This window comes from Aliishimia ponticola, from assembly GCF_004803475.1.
Taxonomy (GTDB): Bacteria; Pseudomonadota; Alphaproteobacteria; order Rhodobacterales; family Rhodobacteraceae; genus Aliishimia; species Aliishimia ponticola.
On the sequence record NZ_SRKY01000005.1, the window covers coordinates 29,479 to 45,455 of the forward strand.

Consider the following 15,977-nt stretch of genomic DNA (forward strand, 5'->3'; position numbering starts at 1 on the left):
CCAGATCATCAGGAGATACACATGGCCACGGTTCCCGTCACAGACGACACGTTCGAAACCGAAGTTCGCAATTCCGACATCCCCGTGGTGGTGGATTTCTGGGCGGAGTGGTGCGGCCCCTGCAAGCAGATCGGCCCGGCACTTGAAGAACTCTCCGCCGAGATGGAAGGCAAAGTGAAGATTGCCAAGGTGAATGTGGATGACAATCCGAATTCGCCAGCGCAAATGGGCGTGCGCGGTATTCCGGCGCTGTTCATCTTCAAAGACGGTCAGGTTGTTGCCAACATGGCCGGCGCGAAGCCGAAAGCGGCTTTGCAAAGCTGGATCGAAGAGTCGATCTGATCCAGCGCAACGATCACGTCGGGCGGGGGCTTCCCCGCCCAGCGCTTCTGCTTCCTCAATTGGCCTGACCTTGTACCTGACCGATCCCACGTCCATATAGCGGCGACAGGAAACGAATGGAGACAGGTATGGCTCAGGAGGAATTTCCCGGCTGGCACGGAACCACCATCATCGGCGTCAAAAAGGGCGGCAAGGTGGTCATCGCCGGGGACGGACAAGTCTCACTGGGACAAACGGTCATCAAGGGAACGGCCCGCAAAGTGCGCCGCCTTTCGCCCGGCGGGCATGAGGTCGTCTGCGGTTTTGCCGGTTCGACAGCGGATGCGTTCACTCTGCTGGAACGGCTTGAGGCGAAACTCGAAGCGACGCCTGCGCAGCTGACCCGTGCCTGTGTCGAGCTCGCCAAAGACTGGCGCACCGACAAGTATCTGCAAAAACTCGAAGCGATGCTGATCGTGACGGATGGCAACGAATTGCTGGTGATCACCGGCGCCGGTGACGTTCTGGAACCTGAACATGATGTGACTGCGATTGGATCGGGCGGGAACTATGCGCTCGCCGCTGCGCGCGGCATGATGGATAGCGACAAGGACGCAGAACAGATCGCCCGCGCCGCCATGGCGATTGCGGCTGATATCTGTGTCTACACGAATGGAAACCTGACGGTTGAGGAGATTTCCGCATGACCGATCTGACCCCGCGCGAAATCGTTTCTGAACTCGACCGGTTCATCATTGGCCAGAAAGACGCCAAGCGCGCTGTCGCGGTGGCGCTTCGCAATCGCTGGCGGCGTAAACAGCTAAGCGATGATTTGCGCGATGAAGTGTACCCGAAGAACATCCTGATGATCGGGCCCACCGGTGTTGGCAAGACAGAGATCAGCCGCCGGCTGGCCAAGCTTGCGCGCGCGCCTTTCATCAAGGTCGAAGCCACTAAATTCACGGAAGTCGGCTATGTCGGGCGGGATGTCGAACAGATCATCCGCGACCTGGTGGATGCGTCCATTTCCATGACCCGTGACCACATGCGCGAAGACGTGAAGGCAAAGGCCTATAGCGCTGCGGAAGAGCGTGTGATCGATGCGATTGCTGGGTCCGATGCGCGCGAGGGGACGCGCGAGATGTTCCGCAAGAAGCTGAAATCCGGCGAGCTTGATGACACGATGATCGACCTTGAAATCGCCGAGACCGCCAGCCCCTTCCCGATGATGGAAATTCCGGGTCAACCCGGATCTAACATGGGAATGATGAACATCGGCGACTTGTTCGGGAAGGCCTTTCAAGGTCGCACCGTGAAACGCCGGATAACCGTCGCGGACAGCTACGAAATCCTGATCAGCGAAGAAGCCGACAAGCTGCTGGATGATGAGCAAGTGACCCGTAGCGCCCTGGAAGCGGTTGAGCAGAACGGGATCGTCTTTCTGGACGAGATCGACAAGGTCGCGACACGTCAGGATGCGCGCGGCGGCGAGGTCAGCCGCGAAGGGGTGCAGCGCGATCTGCTGCCCCTGATCGAAGGCACCACGGTTTCGACAAAGCATGGGCCGGTAAAAACCGACCATATCCTGTTCATCGCGTCCGGTGCATTCCATATCGCCAAGCCATCTGACCTTCTGCCGGAACTGCAAGGCCGCTTGCCAATCCGCGTCGAGCTGCGTGCTTTGACCGAAGAAGATTTCGTGCGCATCCTCACTGAAACCGATAACTCGCTGACCAAGCAATACACCGCCCTGATGGGGACTGAGCAGGTCACCGTTTCCTTCTCGGACGACGGGATCGCGGCCTTGGCGCGGATTGCAGCGGATGTGAACCAGTCGATTGAGAATATCGGCGCAAGGCGGCTTTACACCGTGATGGAACGTGTGTTCGAGGACTTGTCCTTCGGCGCGCCGGATCGCGGCGGTGAGGTGATCGAAGTCAACGCCGCCTTTGTTGAAGAGCATCTGGGCGAACTGACAAAATCGAGCGATCTTAGTCGATACGTTCTCTAGTAGCGGGGGCGGTTTGCAAGTACGGTGCCGGAAAGTTACCCGTACTGGATTTCCCCCGATGCTCCGTTTCTTGCTTGTTTTCGTCTTGTTGCTGAGCGCCTGCGCGGACAGGATCGAATCGCCTATTGTCCCCGAAGCGGCTGACATTGGTTCCAACCGGCGCATCTATGTGGCGACCAACCGCGAACAAACGCCGGAAGGTTTCTATGGCATCGGGCGTTCCAACGAACTGAAACTGCTGCGACTGCTTGTGTCGATCCCGCCGGAACGCAAAATCGGTACGATTTCGGACGGGCAAAAGAAGCCGGACCCCGTCAAGGATTTCACTCTCGCACGGCAGGCCCGTTTCGATAGCGAAGTCAGCTTCCGCGAGGCCTTGCGTGCGGACATCGCCAAAGCGCCTGATCAGGAAGCCACCGTCTATGTCCACGGGTTCAACAACAGCTTTGCGGACCCTGCCTTCCGGCTTGCCCAGCTTTCCTACGATCTGGAAATCCCCAGCGCCCTGGTCACGTTTTCATGGCCAAGCAGGGGAAATCCGTTTGGGTATCAATACGATATCGACAGTGCGTTCTATTCGCGCGATGCGCTGGCGCGGCTTCTGAAAACCGTCAAAGCAGCCGGGTCAAAGCGGATCACCTTGATCGCCCACTCGATGGGAAGCGCCCTTACGATGGAAACGCTGCGCACGATCGAAATTTCGGAACCCGGATGGGCGGCGCGCAATCTGGCGGGTGTGATCCTGATTTCGCCGGATGTGAACGTGGACTTGTTCCGCGAACAGACGCGGCAGTTCAAGGAATGGCCTCAGCCCTTCGTCGTGTTCTCCTCTCAGCGGGACAAGGCATTGCTTTTGTCCGGGAGAATTCGCGGCGATAATCGGCAGCTTGGCAAATTGACGGACTTGTCCGAAGTGGAGGATCTGCCCGTGACCTTCATCGACGTGTCCGATTTCGTGGATGGGACGGATCACTTCGTCGCCGGGTCATCGGCCAGCTTTATCAGCCTGATCGGCGGGGCGCGTGACGCTGGCATCGACTTCTTGTCCGGCACGGATGACGCATCGATCCCGCTATTCGGGTCAAGCCGTGTGATCGGCTCTGCCAGGCGCGTGGATTTCAACCCCGTCCAAGGCGCGATGCGTTTCGTCGGTAAGTGAACTTGATGCAGGCCGTTATCGCGGTTTGCGCAGATAGACGTAATAGGCACCACCGCCGCCATGGCTCAGATGCGCTTCGGTGATTTGCAGCACGGCTGAGGACAGCGGCGGCATCCGCAACCATTCGGGCACCTGATGACGTAGCACTCCCAGGCGGACAGGGATCGGGCCGCCTTCGTCGCGATGCTTTCCCTTGCCGGTAATCACCAGCAGAAGCCGTCTGCCAGAGCTGTGTGACGAAAGAACGAACCGGGTCAGGGCGGAATGGGCGCGATCCAATGTCATGCCGTGCAAATCAATCCGCGCATCGGGTTTCAGCTTGCCGCGCTGCATCCGCAGATAGGTTTTGCGATCCATCTTGACCGGTTGCGATCGCAAACCGTGGCTCACTGACGGGGCAAGATCGTCTTTCAGCGGCGCCCGCCCGCCCGAGATTTCCGGCAACCGTGTGAGATGCGACACCGGCTTACGCGGCTCTTGCGGTTTCGGCGTCGGATGGGCGGCAGGGTCAGGCATTTGACGCGCCCTTGGCTGCACGCTTTTGGCAACCGTGCGCCAAAGCTCCAGTTCGTCCTGCCGTGGTTTGCGCCCCTTCATTGCGCCCCCTCGGGCAGCATCGCATAGGCGCGCTGGATCGGCATAAGAACGATCATCCGCCCAGGGTCTTTCAAGCGGCCGGCCTGACGACCCGCTTCATCGCCGGTGCCAAAGAAAATATCCGCGCGCTGCGCCCCCTTGATGGCAGAGCCGGTGTCCTGCGCGACCATCAATCGCCGCAGCGGTGTTTCCCCCTGCTTTTCGATCCAAACCGGCGCGCCCATTGGTGTGAAAGCAGGATCGACGGCGATTGTCCGCATAGCGGTGACGGACCGGTTCATCGCGCCCAGCGGGCCTTTTTCGGGTGGGACACGGGTCACTTCGCGGAAAAACACGTAAGACGGGTTGTGGTACAAAAGCTCTTTGCCCGGAATTGGATTGCGACGGACCCAATTCTTGATGACTTCGGCGCTGACCTGATGGGCCGCATATACCCCGCGACGGACCAGTTCCTTGCCGATGGACCTGTATGTATGACCATTCGCCCCGGCATATCCCACGCGAAGCACACCGCCTTCATCCAGCTTGATCCGGCCTGAGCCCTGGATTTGCAGAAAGAAAAGCTCCACCGGGTCTTCGACATAAGCAATTTCAAGGCCGCGCCCGTCGAGGACATTGTCTTCCAGAATTTCGCGCCGGGTCAGCCATGGTCGCTGCGCGGCTTCTTCCGGCATTCCGTAAACCGGATAGGCAAAGCGCGCCGAACGATAACGCGATCCGGCCAGTTCCGGTTCGAAATACCCGGTGAACAGGCCCGGCGCACCATCCTGAATAAGGACCGGACGGAACATAAGTTCAAAGAAGGCGCGGGCATCGGTTTGCCCCTTTGCATTGGCGCAGATGGCGCGCCAATCGGGGTCTTTCATGTCGCCGCAGGTTTCAAGGAAAACGGAAAAGGCTGCGGCGTGGTCGTCATCCGACCAGCCATCCAGTTCCGCGAAATCAAGAACCCTGACTGTAAGATCAGTCGCCATGGCCGGGGAAACACAAAGCCCCAGCCATACCAGCGCCAAACGGGCGACGGACTTTACGCATCTGTGGAAACAAGCAGCCAATTTGGATCGTCACTGCCCATTTTACGTGCGAAGGCCCAGCTATCTTTCTGGCGTTTCACCTCGGTCGTCGACCCTTCGATGATGTCGCCCGCGCTGTCCCGAACGGCCGATGTCATCTCGGCCACGAAGCGGATCGAAATCTCTGCCTCGTTCGTGCTGTCGTCAAAGCTGGCATCCAGAAGACGTACTTCACGCACACCGATGAATTCCGCTTCGATCTTCAGACCCTTGGCTTGGCGATCTTCCACCACAGCGGCAAAGGCCTCGTAGATTTCAGGCGCGAGGAAGGGTTTGATTTCGGACAGTTCGCTGTTTTCGAACCCCATCACGATCATCTCGTATGCGCCCCGCGCACCGCCGATGAACTCACCCACAGAGAAACTAGGTTCCACTTCCTTCATCCGGCGCAAAGCATCCGCAGCAGAATTGCCTTCTTGCACATGATCTAGGATATCGCGGTCGGGCCCGCCTTCGATAACTTCAAATTCGGGGCGCCGTACCGATCTTTCGACAGGTTGGGCACCGCGTTCACTGGGTTCAAAACCGTCACGCGTACCCAGCACATTGCGCAGGCGAAGGATCAGGAAAACTGCGATTCCAGCCAATACAAGCAGCTGGAGGATTGGGGAATTCATTGCGACCTCATTCTCGGACAGACATGGTAAGGCTGTTCTTGGGTTCTTATGTAGGTGCAGGAAAGGTCCGAGTCCACTGGCTGGCCGAAGTAAGGAGACCCTCATATGTGGTTATTGATCGCATTCCTCGCAGTTCCGCTGATCGAAATCGCCCTGTTTATTCAGGTTGGCGGTGCGATCGGGCTGTGGCCAACGCTGCTGATTGTCGTGATCACGGCCATTCTGGGCACCTATCTTGTGCGCCAGCAGGGCCTTATGGCGTTGGGCCAACTGCAATCGCGGCTGGGGCAGTTAAGCGATCCGACGGAACCTTTGGCGCATGGGGCGATGATCCTGTTTTCCGGGGCACTGTTGCTGACGCCGGGCTTTTTCACGGACGCGATGGGGTTTGCGCTGCTGGTCCCAGCGGTGCGGGAATATGTTTTCAAATCCGTGCGATCCCGTGTGAAGGTCCAAAGCTTTGGTCCGCACGGCCAATCCATGCGCCGGGATGAGACCATCATCGAAGGCCAGTTCGAAGAGGTTGACCCGGAACCGCGGCGTCACCAAGGCCCGTCTGGATGGACAAAAGACGACGGAAGTCATTGAGAGTTTACCTTCGTCCTGCTAGTTGGGGCCGGAAATTTAAACTCCGGAGTTATCCATGGCTGACGAATCCGCCAACGCACAAGCCCCGCAAGTCCAGATGCGTGTTCTGGGACAGTTCGTGCGTGACATGTCGTTTGAAAACATCATGGCGCAAAAAGGTATTGGCACCGATGCGCAGCCTGACGTTCAGGTTCAGGTGAACCTCGACGCGAAGAAACGCAGCGTCGAGAACCAGTACGAAACCGCGATCAAGCTGAACGTGACCTCAAAGGCGAAAGACAGCGACGATGTGCTGTTCGTGCTGGAGATCGATTACGTTGGTGTTTTCCACATCGAAAACGTGCCGGACGACCAAATGCATCCGTTCCTGCTGATCGAATGCCCGCGCATGATCTTCCCGTTCCTGCGCCGTGTGGTCAGCGATGTGACGCGCGACGGTGGCTTCCCGCCGCTGAACCTCGAAAACATCGATTTCCTGAACATGTACCGCAGTGAACTGGCACGCCGTCAGGCAGAGCAAGCGAACCAGAAGCCGTCCTGATCGTCAGGATTTGCTCCAAAGCGCGTCGTCCCCAAGCTTTTCAACAAAAGCGGCATGGGCGGCGCGTTCTTCTTCGGTCAACCGGGATGGCAGTGGGGCAGGGCGCGGCTTGGGCGCCCAAACGGCCGTCGTGCCGGAATGCTTTTCCACCGTGACGGAAGACAGCGCGAAATCCGGTTGCCGCCCGCCGATAAGCTCAAGATACACTTCCGCAAGAATTTCACTATCGAGCAAAGCGCCGTGAAGCGTCCGCGAACTGTTGTCGATGCCAAACCGGCGACACAGCGCGTCGAGAGATGCGGGCGACCCCGGAAATCGTTTGCGCGCGATCAACAATGTGTCGAGCGCCTGATCCATGGGCAGGGTCCGCAGTCCCATCCATGACAATTCCGCGTTCAGGAACTTCATATCGAAGCTGGCATTGTGGATGACCAGTTTGGCATCGCCGACGAAATCCAGAAAGGCTTGGCCGATCTCGGCGAATTTGGGTTTGTCGGCTAGGAACTCATCACCCAGCCCGTGCACTTCGAAGGCCTCCTGCGGCATGCTGCGTTCAGGATTGATGTATTGGTGATAGGTCCGGCCTGTGGGCATGTGACCCATCAGTTCGACCGCGCCGATCTCGACAATACGATCCCCGGATTCAGGATCAAAACCGGTCGTTTCGGTGTCGAGCACGATTTCACGCATCGTCCATGTCCTTCCTGATCTGTTTCACCACGTCTTCGACCTGCGCGCGGGCGTGTTCAAGCGTATCTGTCACGATGACAAAATCTGCGCGATCCGCCTTTTCACGCGCGGGCAGTTGTTTTGCGATGATCATGTCCAACTGTTCGGCGGTCATGGTGCCGCGATCCAGAACGCGCTGCCGTTGGATCTCTTCCGCCACGAAAACGCATGCGACCGCGTCGAACTCACGCTCCGCCCCGGTCTCGAACAGCAGCGGAATGTCAAAGACCGCGATATCTGCGTTAGCGCTTTCCATAAAGGATTTGCGATCTTGCAGAACAAGCGGGTGCACGATGCCTTCGATCACTTTGAGGGCACTGGGATCTTGCCCGATGATGGTCTTCAGCGCCGCGCGAGAGACCGCACCATCCACGATCGCGTCTGGAAAAGCCTTGGCCATGGGGGCCACCGCCGCGCCGCCCTGTCGATATAACCGATGTACTGCCGCATCCGCGTCCCAAACCGCGCAGCCCATCTGTGCGAACATCTCGGCCGTCGTGGATTTTCCCATCCCGATGGAGCCGGTCAAACCAAGAAGAAACATCAGCGCAAGGCCGCCGCGCGGGTCGCGTCATCAACTTCCGGGCGGATACCGAACCAGCGTTCAAATCCGGGAACGGCCTGATACAGCAACATGCCCAACCCATCGACGGTGGTTGCGCCGGCCTGCTCTGCCTCTGCCAAGAGGTGCGTTTTCAATGGGTTATAGACCAGATCGGTCACAACCATGTCGGATCGCAATCCATCCAGCGGCACGCGAAGCTCTGGGTGGTCAACCATGCCAAGACTGGTCGTATTGACCACCAATTTCGACTCGTCGATCATGTTGCCCGCTTTGACCCAGTCGAAAACGGTCACGCGCTTGCCAAAATCGCTGGCCAGTTTTTCGGCGCGGATACGGGTGCGATTGGCCAACAAAATCTCGGGCACGCCCGCATCAAGAAGCGACGCGATCACGGCACGGCAGGCCCCACCGGCGCCAAGTACCGCAGCGGGGCCGGAATTCGGCTGCCAGTCTGGTGCATTATGCCGGAGGTTTTCGAAGAAGCCGTACCCATCCGTATTGTCAGCATGAATTTTGCCGTCTTTGCGGAAGATGATGGTGTTTGCCGCGCCGATCATCGTCGCACGATCTGTTACCAGATCCGCGATTTCCAAAACGGCCTCTTTATGCGGGATCGTGATGTTCACCCCGACAAAGCCCATTTTCGGCAGGGTCCGCAGGGCTTGCTCCAGATCGGCGGGCGCGACATCCATCGGGATGTAGTGGCCCCGCAGTCCGAGCGTTTTTAACCAATACCCATGAATCTGCGGCGACTTGGAATGTGCGATCGGAGAACCGATCACGCCAGCCAAAGGTATCTTGCCAGACATTCAGACCCCCACATCATTTCTGGCTACCAGATAACTGATCAGCTCAAGCAGCGGCAAACCCAGAACGTGAAAAAAGTCGCCATGCACCGAAAAAAACAGGCGCACGCCTTCTTCTTCGAGTTTGTAGCCCCCCACACTGTGCTGGATGCTGTCCCAATTTCTGGCGACATAGTCTTCTATATACGCGTCCGACAGATCGCGCATTTGCAGGGTCGCGGTCCCGATATGCCGCCAGATGGGTCGACCCGCCTCGCAGATCACCGCAGCGGAATGCAGTTTGTGCCGCTGTTTTCGAAGAAGTTTGAGTTGCGCGATGCAGTCGTCTGGGTCCGTGGGCTTGGACAGCAGCTTGCCGGACAGGTCCAGTACCTGATCACACCCAAGCACAAGCTGGTCCGGGGCGGCCTCACTCACCTTGCGCGCTTTTGCTTCCGCCAAGGCATCAGCGATATCCCGCGGCGAGATTTCTTCTGCCAGAAGCGATTTTTTCACCGAATCTTCATCTATCCGGGCGACCCTGATCTCGTGTTCAATCCGCGCGCGGTGAAGCAAATCGGAGCGGATTTGCGAAGCTGATGCAAGAATCATGGGGAAAGCCTTCGGTAAATCCCTGTGGATAACGCAGTAGAACATGTGACGGTTTGATGTCGCGCATGCTGGCAAAACACGTTTCATCCCGCCATCGAACAAGTTCCCATCTCTTTACGGGATTCATCCCACCGTGGAAAAGGATAAGTTGTGGCTGTGAACAGGCGGACAACTGGCGGATTGGTCCCAGACTGTCCTGAACTTGTTCAAAGTCAATAGACCGATAAGGCGTTGGATTTTCGTAACGAATCTTGCTTACCCACAGATGTTGACGGATCAGGCCAAGGTTCCTCACCCTGCGCATAATTCCGTGGATAACTGCACAATCCACATAAATCTGTCACACTAAGAACAACTACAATCTTTCTTCTTTTCTTCTTTTAAGAGGGAAAACCCTGAAGCGTTGACTCGAGAAGACGAGCAGCCTAGGACAGACAGGCACTTCGTCCGAAGATGCACTCTCCTTACCCCTTTCACGGACATGGATGCCCCGCATCTATGAGGAATTCTGATGAGCACGGAAAAACTAACTCTCTCTGACCTCAAGGCGAAGAGCCCCAAAGATCTGCTTGCGATGGCTGAGGATCTGGAGATCGAGAACGCCTCCACCATGCGGAAGGGCGAGATGATGTTCCAGATTCTGCGTGAGCGCGCGGATGAAGGTTGGGAAGTTTCGGGCGATGGGGTTCTGGAGGTGCTTCAGGACGGTTTCGGGTTCCTGCGGTCGCCGGAAGCGAACTATCTGCCGGGTCCGGATGATATCTATGTGTCGCCCGACATGATCCGGAAGTTTTCCCTGCGGACAGGGGACACGATTGACGGTGTGATCCGCGCCCCTGACGAGAACGAGCGTTACTTTGCGCTGATGAATGTCAGCAAGATCAACTTCGAAGACCCGGAAAAAGCGCGTCACAAGATCGCTTTCGATAACCTTACGCCGCTCTATCCCGATGAGCGTCTGAACATGGAAACGGACGATCCGACAACCAAGGATCGCTCTGCCCGTATTATCGATCTGGTTGCGCCGATCGGGAAAGGCCAGCGGTCGCTGATCGTGGCGCCGCCGCGGACCGGTAAAACCGTTTTGCTGCAGAACATTGCCTCGTCGATCGAAAAGAACCACCCGGAATGCTACCTGATCGTGCTTCTGATCGACGAACGTCCGGAAGAGGTGACGGATATGCAGCGCTCCGTCAAAGGTGAGGTGATCTCGTCCACCTTCGACGAACCCGCGACCCGTCACGTTGCTGTCTCTGAGATGGTGATCGAGAAGGCGAAACGCTTGGTCGAACATAAGCGCGACGTCGTGATCCTGCTGGATTCGATCACGCGTCTGGGCCGGGCGTTCAACACAGTCGTTCCGTCCTCTGGTAAAGTTCTGACCGGTGGTGTGGATGCCAACGCGTTGCAACGCCCGAAACGCTTCTTCGGTGCGGCGCGGAATATCGAAGAGGGCGGGTCGCTGACCATCATCGCGACGGCGCTTATCGATACAGGCAGCCGGATGGACGAGGTCATCTTCGAAGAGTTCAAAGGGACTGGTAACTCCGAGATTGTTCTGGACCGAAAAATCGCGGACAAGCGCGTGTTCCCTGCGATCGACATCCTCAAGTCCGGGACGCGGAAAGAAGAACTGCTTGTCGACAAGACGGATCTTGCAAAGACATTCGTTCTGCGCCGGATTCTCAACCCGATGGGGACGACAGATGCGATCGAATTCCTCGTTTCGAAGTTGAAGCAGACCAAGACCAACGCAGAGTTCTTCGACTCGATGAACACCTGAGTTTTGTTTTAAAACAAAGGCTTAGCTATGGACACGATATTCGCGCTTGCCTCGGCGGTGGGACGTTCCGGCGTGTCTGTTATCCGCGTTTCCGGTCCAGATGTGGGCGAGGTTTGTGGCCTTGTGCTGCGCGGCTCTCGCCCCGAACCGCGCTTAGCGTCGGTGCGTCAGGTGCTTGATACGGATGGCGGCATACTCGACGAAGCCTTGGTCCTGCGTTTTGAAGCGCCACATAGTTTCACGGGCGAGCATGTTCTTGAACTGCACGTGCATGGTAGTGTTGCGATTGTGAATGCGGTTTTGAGGCGTCTTGGCGAGGTGCCAAACTGCCGGCTTGCAGAACCAGGGGAATTCACGCGACGAGCTTTGGTGAATGGCAAGATGGACCTGACCCAGGTCGAGGGTCTGTCGGACTTGATCGAAGCGCAGACGGAAGCACAGAGAAAGCTGGCACAGCAAATTGCTTCTGGTGGTTTATCGACTGTGATCGATGGGCTGCGGACGGATCTGATCCATGCAGCGGCATTGTTGGAAGCCTCCATTGATTTCGCGGATGAAGACGTGCCAGAAGATGTGACCCCGGAAGTGTCGCGCTTGCTGTCGGCTTCGTTAGAGCGGATGGAGAAACTGGTTTCCGGTCAGAAGTATGCAGAGCGCGTCCGCGAAGGATTTGAAGTCGCGATTGTCGGTCTGCCGAATGTTGGGAAATCCTCGCTGCTGAATGCTTTTGCGGGTAGGGAGGCGGCGATCACGTCAAACTTCGCCGGCACGACACGCGACATTATTGAGGTTCAGATGGACGTCGATGGTATCCCGGTTACTTTTCTGGATACGGCGGGTCTTCGCGATGCGAGTGACCCAGTTGAACAGATCGGGGTTTTGCGGGGGAAAACCCGGGCTGAAGACGCCGATCTGCGACTGTTTTTGTTGGAAGCTGATGAATCTTTGCCGATTGAGAAGCGCGATGAAGACATTGTAATACGGTCAAAGAGCGATTTGCGACCCGATGAAGCGGGCGGCGTATCGTCCGTTACCGGGGCGGGGGTCACGGAACTTTTGGATCGGATTGGTGCGATTCTGGGGGAACGCGTCGCGAAATCCGGACTGGCATCGCGTGATCGTCATACCGCTGCGCTGAATTCTGCCTCGGTCAATGTTGAAGAAGCAATTCGTTTGGCAGGACTTGGGCAAGACCACTATGATATCAGCGCAGAAGAAATCCGGTCTGCTTTGCGTCTGTTGGACGAAGTCGTGGGTCGCGTGGACGTCGAAAACGTACTAGATGTGATTTTCGCGAGCTTTTGCCTCGGGAAATAGGAGTGTTTCACGTGAAACAATGCGACGTTATTGTCATCGGCGGTGGGCATGCGGGTTGCGAGGCCGCGCATGCAGCCGCGCGGATGGGGTGCGCAACTGTTCTGATTACCATGAATGCCGGCGATCTTGGGGTGATGTCCTGTAATCCCGCGATCGGGGGGTTGGGCAAAGGCCATCTGGTGCGCGAGATTGATGCAATGGATGGTGTCATGTCGCGTGCGGCGGATGCGGCCGGAATTCAATTCCGTTTGCTCAATCGGCGAAAGGGGCCTGCGGTTCAGGGGCCGCGCGCGCAGGCAGACCGCAAATTGTATCGGAAGGCGATCCAGCACCTGACAGAGCGGCAGGGAAACCTGCATATTGTGGTCGGCGAGGTTGTCGATCTCAAGATGAAGGCAGGACACGTGTCTGGTGTGGAGCTGGCCGATGGTACCACGATCGATGCGAAATCCGTTGTTCTGACCACCGGGACATTTCTGGGCGGAACAATTCATATCGGCAATGTGTCGCGGCCGGGTGGCCGGATGGGCGATAACGCTTCTGTTCGCCTTGCGGATCGCTTGCGGGATTTGACGCTTCAGCTGGGGCGGTTGAAAACGGGCACACCCCCACGGCTGGATGGAAATACAATCGACTGGTCAGGTCTGGACATGCAGCCCGGCGATGATGATCCCACGCTTTTCTCTTTTCTCTCCAAGGGTACACAAGCGCGGCAGATTTCCTGCGGTATCACGCATACCAACGAACGCACGCATGAGATCATCGTTAAAAATCTGGAAAATTCTGCGATGTATGGCGGTCATATTGAGGGCGTTGGCCCAAGATACTGCCCGTCGATCGAGGATAAAGTGGTGCGGTTTGCGGATAAGACCTCTCACCAAGTCTTTTTGGAACCGGAGGGCCTGGATACCAGCACGGTCTATCCAAATGGTATCTCCACCTCGCTCCCTGAAGACGCGCAGGAGGAATACGTCCGGTCCATCGTTGGGCTGGAAGCTGCGAAGATCCTTCAGCCGGGCTATGCGATTGAATATGATTACGTCGATCCAAGATCGCTGGACAACACTTTGCAATTGTCTGAATTGCCCGGATTGTATCTTGCGGGACAGATCAACGGGACAACAGGGTATGAAGAGGCGGCGGCCCAAGGATTAGTTGCTGGTTTGAATGCGGCAGCAGCAGTGATGGAACAAGATGTAATGGTCTTCTCGCGGTCCGATAGCTACATCGGCGTGATGGTTGATGATCTGACAACCCGTGGTGTGACAGAGCCATACCGTATGTTTACGTCGCGTGCGGAGTTCCGGTTGTTCCTGCGGGCTGACAATGCGGACCAGCGTCTAACGCCAAAGGCCATGGAACTGGGGTGCGTATCGTCCGAGCGGCGTGACCTGTTTCTGGATAAAATGGAGCGTTTGAACACTGGCCGAAATGTCATCCAGTCTGGCGAGTATACATCGAAGCAACTCAGCCAAAGCGGCGTGACCGTGAAGGAAGACGGACAGAAACGTAGCTTGGAGCAGTTTTTGGCGTTCCCAGACGTCACCTTCGAACATATCGAGAAAATTCAGCCCTCGGTCGGCACGATTGATGAGGAAACGCGTGCACAGCTTTCCCGTGAAGCCCAGTATGCAAACTATATCAAGCGTCAAGAACGCGACATCGAGATGTTGAAACGGGATGAAAGCAAGGTCATCCCAGCGGATTTCGACTATTCTGATCTGCCCGGCCTGTCGAATGAGTTGAAGCTGAAATTCTCCACCTCGCGGCCCCAGAATATTGCTCAAGCGGCGCGGATCGACGGGGCCACGCCGGCCGCGTTGGGGCTCATCCTCGCTAAATTGAAGCAATCCGGGGCGAAAAGTGCCTGATCTGAGTTCTGTGGGCTTCGATGTTTCACGTGAAACACTCGATAAGCTAGCCCGATTTCAAAATCTGGTGGAGCGGTGGACGCCACGGATCAATCTTGTGGCGCCAAAAACGGTGCCTGAGATCTGGACGCGCCACATCGTGGACAGCGCGCAACTTTGCGAATTGGCGAGCGTTCCGACGCATTGGGTGGATATCGGGTCAGGGGGCGGATTTCCCGGAATTGTCGTTGCCGTCATCCTGGCGGAGAAAAGCCCGGATGCCCAAGTTACGATGATTGAAAGCGATAAGCGCAAGTGCGTGTTCCTGAAATCCGCGCTGCGTGAACTGGAAGTGAAGGCTACCGTGCTCAATGACCGTGTTGAGCGCCAAAAAGCGCTTGACGCAACAGTTCTGAGTGCCCGCGCGCTTGCTCCTCTTTCGACGCTTTTGGCTTTTGCTGATGGAAATTTGGCGAAAGGCGGCGAAGCCTTGTTCATGAAAGGCGAAAACTGGAAATCCGAGGTCTATGTGGCACAAGAGGAATGGTCTTTTGACCTTGAGGTGGTACAAAGTAATACGAACCCTGATGCAGCGGTTCTCAAGATAACAAATCTCAAGAGAAAACAGTGATATGGCAGGGAATAGCACCAGAATCGTGGCGGTTGCGAACCAGAAGGGTGGTGTCGGAAAAACGACGACGGCCATAAATCTGGCGGCTGCTCTGTCATCGCAAGGAAAACGGACGCTGGTCGTCGATCTTGATCCACAAGGAAATGCGTCGACGGGTCTGGGGATTGCTCCGGAACAGCGGGAGCTGACGACCTACGAATTGTTGCTGGAAGAGGGAATTCCACCGCGCGAGGTCGTGCAGAAGACCGAAACACCAAACCTTTGGATCATTCCCGCGACTGTTGATCTTAGTTCCGCGGATATTGAGCTCGTTTCAAACGAAAAGCGCAGTTATTTGCTGCGGGACGCGCTACGCCAGCCAGCCATGGCTGAGTTGGGATTCGACTATATCTTGATCGATTGCCCGCCGTCGCTCAACTTGTTGACGGTTAACGCGATGATCGCCGCGCATTCGGTTTTGGTGCCGCTTCAAAGCGAATTCTTCGCGTTGGAGGGTTTGTCCCAGCTTATGATGACGGTTCGGGAGGTGCGTCAGGCCGGGAATCCTGATCTGCGCATCGAAGGAGTTCTGCTGACGATGTTCGATTCGCGGAATAATCTCGCGCAGCAGGTCGAACAGGACGCCCGGAATACGTTGGGCGAGGTGGTTTTCAAAACGATTGTGCCGCGAAATGTACGTGTAAGTGAAGCGCCATCATATTCGCAATCGGTTCTCGACTACGACCCGAATTCCAAAGGTGCGATCGCGTATCGCGACTTGGCGACCGAAATTCTACAAAGACATGAGAAGCAGTGAGG

At 56.8% G+C, this 15,977-nt stretch carries 18 protein-coding genes; 11 read left to right on the top strand and 7 right to left on the bottom strand.

Annotated elements, in window-relative coordinates:
* Nucleotides 1–21: 21 nt before the first annotated feature.
* From trxA to E4Z66_RS16790, 4 genes are all read left to right on the top strand, one after another.
* Nucleotides 22–342, top strand: coding sequence for a thioredoxin (trxA, locus tag E4Z66_RS16775; protein ID WP_136464218.1), 321 nt, complete (start codon nucleotides 22–24; stop codon nucleotides 340–342).
* Between the two features lie 128 nt (nucleotides 343–470).
* Complete coding sequence (gene hslV, locus E4Z66_RS16780) at nucleotides 471–1,028, top strand: ATP-dependent protease subunit HslV (RefSeq protein ID WP_136464219.1); 558 nt, start codon at nucleotides 471–473, stop codon at nucleotides 1,026–1,028.
* Entirely contained in the window at nucleotides 1,025–2,332 is a 1,308-nt protein-coding gene (gene hslU / locus E4Z66_RS16785; protein WP_136464220.1) for an ATP-dependent protease ATPase subunit HslU, read from the top strand. Before hslV ends, hslU begins: the two co-directional genes overlap by 4 nt.
* 58 nt (nucleotides 2,333–2,390) lie before the next feature.
* A complete protein-coding gene (locus E4Z66_RS16790) occupies nucleotides 2,391–3,491 on the top strand; it encodes an alpha/beta hydrolase (RefSeq protein WP_136464221.1) in 1,101 nt (366 codons plus the stop codon).
* Nucleotides 3,492–3,506: 15 nt separating this feature from the next.
* Here the strand turns inward: E4Z66_RS16790 and E4Z66_RS16795 are convergent, their stop codons facing one another.
* Genes E4Z66_RS16795 through E4Z66_RS16805 form a run of 3 tightly spaced genes read right to left on the bottom strand, consistent with a single transcriptional unit; the run spans nucleotide 3,507 to nucleotide 5,778 of the window.
* Nucleotides 3,507–4,088 carry a Smr/MutS family protein gene (locus E4Z66_RS16795; RefSeq protein ID WP_136464222.1) on the bottom strand — a complete coding sequence of 194 codons (582 nt, stop codon included), beginning with the start codon at nucleotides 4,086–4,088 and terminating at the stop codon, nucleotides 3,507–3,509.
* On the bottom strand, nucleotides 4,085–5,062 hold the full coding sequence (gene mltA / locus E4Z66_RS16800; protein ID WP_136464223.1) for a murein transglycosylase A: 978 nt from the start codon (nucleotides 5,060–5,062) through the stop codon (nucleotides 4,085–4,087). The genes E4Z66_RS16795 and mltA overlap by 4 nt, the downstream gene beginning before the upstream one ends.
* Before the next feature lie 53 nt (nucleotides 5,063–5,115).
* Complete coding sequence (locus E4Z66_RS16805) at nucleotides 5,116–5,778, bottom strand: Tim44/TimA family putative adaptor protein (protein ID WP_136464224.1); 663 nt, start codon at nucleotides 5,776–5,778, stop codon at nucleotides 5,116–5,118.
* Nucleotides 5,779–5,883: 105 nt separating this feature from the next.
* On the opposite strand from E4Z66_RS16805, the gene E4Z66_RS16810 reads away from it, so the two are divergent.
* Nucleotides 5,884–6,366: an FxsA family protein gene (locus E4Z66_RS16810; protein ID WP_136464225.1), complete on the top strand. Its 483-nt coding sequence runs from the start codon at nucleotides 5,884–5,886 to the stop codon at nucleotides 6,364–6,366.
* Nucleotides 6,367–6,421: 55 nt separating this feature from the next.
* Nucleotides 6,422–6,907 carry a protein-export chaperone SecB gene (secB, locus tag E4Z66_RS16815; RefSeq protein ID WP_136464226.1) on the top strand — a complete coding sequence of 162 codons (486 nt, stop codon included), beginning with the start codon at nucleotides 6,422–6,424 and terminating at the stop codon, nucleotides 6,905–6,907.
* Between the two features lie 3 nt (nucleotides 6,908–6,910).
* Here the strand turns inward: secB and dnaQ are convergent, their stop codons facing one another.
* Genes dnaQ through E4Z66_RS16835 form a run of 4 tightly spaced genes read right to left on the bottom strand, consistent with a single transcriptional unit; the run spans nucleotide 6,911 to nucleotide 9,598 of the window.
* A complete protein-coding gene (gene dnaQ, locus E4Z66_RS16820; protein ID WP_136464227.1) occupies nucleotides 6,911–7,597 on the bottom strand; it encodes a DNA polymerase III subunit epsilon in 687 nt (228 codons plus the stop codon).
* On the bottom strand, nucleotides 7,590–8,183 hold the full coding sequence (coaE, locus tag E4Z66_RS16825) for a dephospho-CoA kinase (RefSeq protein WP_136464228.1): 594 nt from the start codon (nucleotides 8,181–8,183) through the stop codon (nucleotides 7,590–7,592). Before coaE ends, dnaQ begins: the two co-directional genes overlap by 8 nt.
* Nucleotides 8,180–9,010, bottom strand: a complete 831-nt coding sequence (locus tag E4Z66_RS16830) for a shikimate dehydrogenase (RefSeq protein ID WP_136464229.1) — start codon at nucleotides 9,008–9,010, stop codon at nucleotides 8,180–8,182. The genes coaE and E4Z66_RS16830 overlap by 4 nt, the downstream gene beginning before the upstream one ends.
* Nucleotides 9,011–9,598: a Maf family protein gene (locus E4Z66_RS16835; protein ID WP_425456161.1), complete on the bottom strand. Its 588-nt coding sequence runs from the start codon at nucleotides 9,596–9,598 to the stop codon at nucleotides 9,011–9,013.
* Nucleotides 9,599–10,109: 511 nt separating this feature from the next.
* Here E4Z66_RS16835 and rho point away from each other — a divergent pair.
* From rho to E4Z66_RS16860, 5 genes are read left to right on the top strand one after another with little or no spacing between them, the layout of a single operon-like run.
* Complete coding sequence (rho, locus tag E4Z66_RS16840; protein WP_136464230.1) at nucleotides 10,110–11,381, top strand: transcription termination factor Rho; 1,272 nt, start codon at nucleotides 10,110–10,112, stop codon at nucleotides 11,379–11,381.
* A gap of 27 nt (nucleotides 11,382–11,408) precedes the next feature.
* Nucleotides 11,409–12,698 (top strand): tRNA uridine-5-carboxymethylaminomethyl(34) synthesis GTPase MnmE, encoded by a 1,290-nt coding sequence (gene mnmE, locus E4Z66_RS16845; RefSeq protein ID WP_136464231.1) that lies wholly within the window; start codon nucleotides 11,409–11,411, stop codon nucleotides 12,696–12,698.
* Nucleotides 12,699–12,700: 2 nt separating this feature from the next.
* Nucleotides 12,701–14,569, top strand: coding sequence for a tRNA uridine-5-carboxymethylaminomethyl(34) synthesis enzyme MnmG (gene mnmG / locus E4Z66_RS16850; protein ID WP_211097182.1), 1,869 nt, complete (start codon nucleotides 12,701–12,703; stop codon nucleotides 14,567–14,569).
* Nucleotides 14,562–15,179 carry a 16S rRNA (guanine(527)-N(7))-methyltransferase RsmG gene (gene rsmG / locus E4Z66_RS16855; RefSeq protein ID WP_246036059.1) on the top strand — a complete coding sequence of 206 codons (618 nt, stop codon included), beginning with the start codon at nucleotides 14,562–14,564 and terminating at the stop codon, nucleotides 15,177–15,179. The genes mnmG and rsmG overlap by 8 nt, the downstream gene beginning before the upstream one ends.
* Before the next feature lies 1 nt (nucleotide 15,180).
* Nucleotides 15,181–15,975, top strand: a complete 795-nt coding sequence (locus tag E4Z66_RS16860; RefSeq protein WP_136464233.1) for a ParA family protein — start codon at nucleotides 15,181–15,183, stop codon at nucleotides 15,973–15,975.
* Nucleotides 15,976–15,977 lie beyond the last annotated feature (2 nt).

What these genes read in the sequence shown, in the direction of transcription:
- trxA (WP_136464218.1), top strand. Translation starts at nt 22, where the DNA reads ATGGCCACGGTTCCCGTCACAGACGACACGTTCGAAACCGAAGTTCGC.
- hslV (WP_136464219.1), top strand. Translation starts at nt 471, where the DNA reads ATGGCTCAGGAGGAATTTCCCGGCTGGCACGGAACCACCATCATCGGC.
- hslU (WP_136464220.1), top strand. Translation starts at nt 1,025, where the DNA reads ATGACCGATCTGACCCCGCGCGAAATCGTTTCTGAACTCGACCGGTTC.
- E4Z66_RS16790 (WP_136464221.1), top strand. Translation starts at nt 2,391, where the DNA reads ATGCTCCGTTTCTTGCTTGTTTTCGTCTTGTTGCTGAGCGCCTGCGCG.
- E4Z66_RS16795 (WP_136464222.1), bottom strand. Translation starts at nt 4,088, where the DNA reads ATGAAGGGGCGCAAACCACGGCAGGACGAACTGGAGCTTTGGCGCACG.
- mltA (WP_136464223.1), bottom strand. Translation starts at nt 5,062, where the DNA reads ATGGCGACTGATCTTACAGTCAGGGTTCTTGATTTCGCGGAACTGGAT.
- E4Z66_RS16805 (WP_136464224.1), bottom strand. Translation starts at nt 5,778, where the DNA reads ATGAATTCCCCAATCCTCCAGCTGCTTGTATTGGCTGGAATCGCAGTT.
- E4Z66_RS16810 (WP_136464225.1), top strand. Translation starts at nt 5,884, where the DNA reads ATGTGGTTATTGATCGCATTCCTCGCAGTTCCGCTGATCGAAATCGCC.
- secB (WP_136464226.1), top strand. Translation starts at nt 6,422, where the DNA reads ATGGCTGACGAATCCGCCAACGCACAAGCCCCGCAAGTCCAGATGCGT.
- dnaQ (WP_136464227.1), bottom strand. Translation starts at nt 7,597, where the DNA reads ATGCGTGAAATCGTGCTCGACACCGAAACGACCGGTTTTGATCCTGAA.
- E4Z66_RS16830 (WP_136464229.1), bottom strand. Translation starts at nt 9,010, where the DNA reads ATGTCTGGCAAGATACCTTTGGCTGGCGTGATCGGTTCTCCGATCGCA.
- E4Z66_RS16835 (WP_425456161.1), bottom strand. Translation starts at nt 9,598, where the DNA reads ATGATTCTTGCATCAGCTTCGCAAATCCGCTCCGATTTGCTTCACCGC.
- rho (WP_136464230.1), top strand. Translation starts at nt 10,110, where the DNA reads ATGAGCACGGAAAAACTAACTCTCTCTGACCTCAAGGCGAAGAGCCCC.
- mnmE (WP_136464231.1), top strand. Translation starts at nt 11,409, where the DNA reads ATGGACACGATATTCGCGCTTGCCTCGGCGGTGGGACGTTCCGGCGTG.
- E4Z66_RS16860 (WP_136464233.1), top strand. Translation starts at nt 15,181, where the DNA reads ATGGCAGGGAATAGCACCAGAATCGTGGCGGTTGCGAACCAGAAGGGT.